The organism is Rhodococcus sp. NPDC077669 (assembly GCF_040686915.1).
In the GTDB taxonomy this organism is placed as follows: Bacteria; Actinomycetota; Actinomycetes; order Mycobacteriales; family Mycobacteriaceae; genus Rhodococcoides; species Rhodococcoides fascians.
Map to the genome: position 1 here is coordinate 1 of NZ_JBFBMD010000066.1, position 1,077 is coordinate 1,077.

General features: G+C 61.7%; 1 protein-coding gene. It reads left to right on the forward strand.

Annotation, left to right across the window (positions count from 1 at the left end; genetic code table 11):
• Positions 1 to 104: 104 nt before the first annotated feature.
• On the forward strand, positions 105 to 1,077 hold a 973-nt coding region (locus AB0P23_RS25470; protein ID WP_363799796.1), incomplete at its 3' end, for an IS481 family transposase.

The window sequence follows — 1,077 nt, forward strand, 5'->3', positions numbered from 1 at the left end:
TGTAATGAGCAGGGACGTTGTGGACGGCGTGGCAGCGACAGATAGGTGAGGACCTCCGGTATCGGTGTGGTTACCACAACTGCACCGACAACCGAGAGGTCCTCGTGTCACACGCTAATGCCTTGCTCACCCCGAAGGGGCGATTGAAACTCGCGGCATCGATCGTCGACGACGGATGGTCGATCCGCCGAGCGGCCGAACGATTCCAGGTTTCACCGACCACAGCCAAGAAATGGGCCGACCGCTACCGCACCGGCGGCCCGACGGCAATGGCCGACCGCTCGAGCAGACCCCACTACAACCCGAACCGGACACCGACCCGCACCGAACGCCGAATCATCAACCTGCGCTTCCTCCGCCGGTGGGGACCACACCGCATCGGCTACCACCTGCACATGCCGCACAGCACCGTCTCAGCGGTCCTGCGCCGCTACAAGATGCCGCTGCTTCGCCACCTCGACCAGAACACCGGACTTGCTGTACGACGCCCGCAGCCGCATCGCTACGAGCATCCCGCTCCCGGGGATCTGATCCACATCGACATCAAAAAGCTCGGCCGAATCCCCGACGGCGGCGGACATCGCAAGCTCGGTCGCGCGATCGGGAAGCGGCACAACAAGAAACAGGGCCGCGGATACTCCTACGTCCATCACGCCGTCGACGATCACAGCCGGCTCGCGTATTCGGAGATCCTCGGTGACGAACGCAAAGAAACCGCATCGGGATTCTTCGAGCGCGCCAAAGCCTACTTCGCAGCCCATGACATCACGATCGCGCGTGTGCTGACCGACAACGGATCCTGTTACCGCTCAATACTGTTCGCGCAGACCCTAGGCCCTGGAATCAAGCACAAGCGAACCAGGCCGTATCGGCCGCAGACCAACGGCAAAGTCGAACGATTCAACAGAACCCTCAACCAGGAATGGGCCTACGCGAACACTTACCTCTCCGACGAAGCCAGAGCGGCGACCTACCAAGACTGGATCCATCACTACAATCACCACCGACCCCACACAGGCATCGGCGGCAAGTCACCCATCGAGCGACTGACCGTCCACAACGTCCCCGAGAAGAACA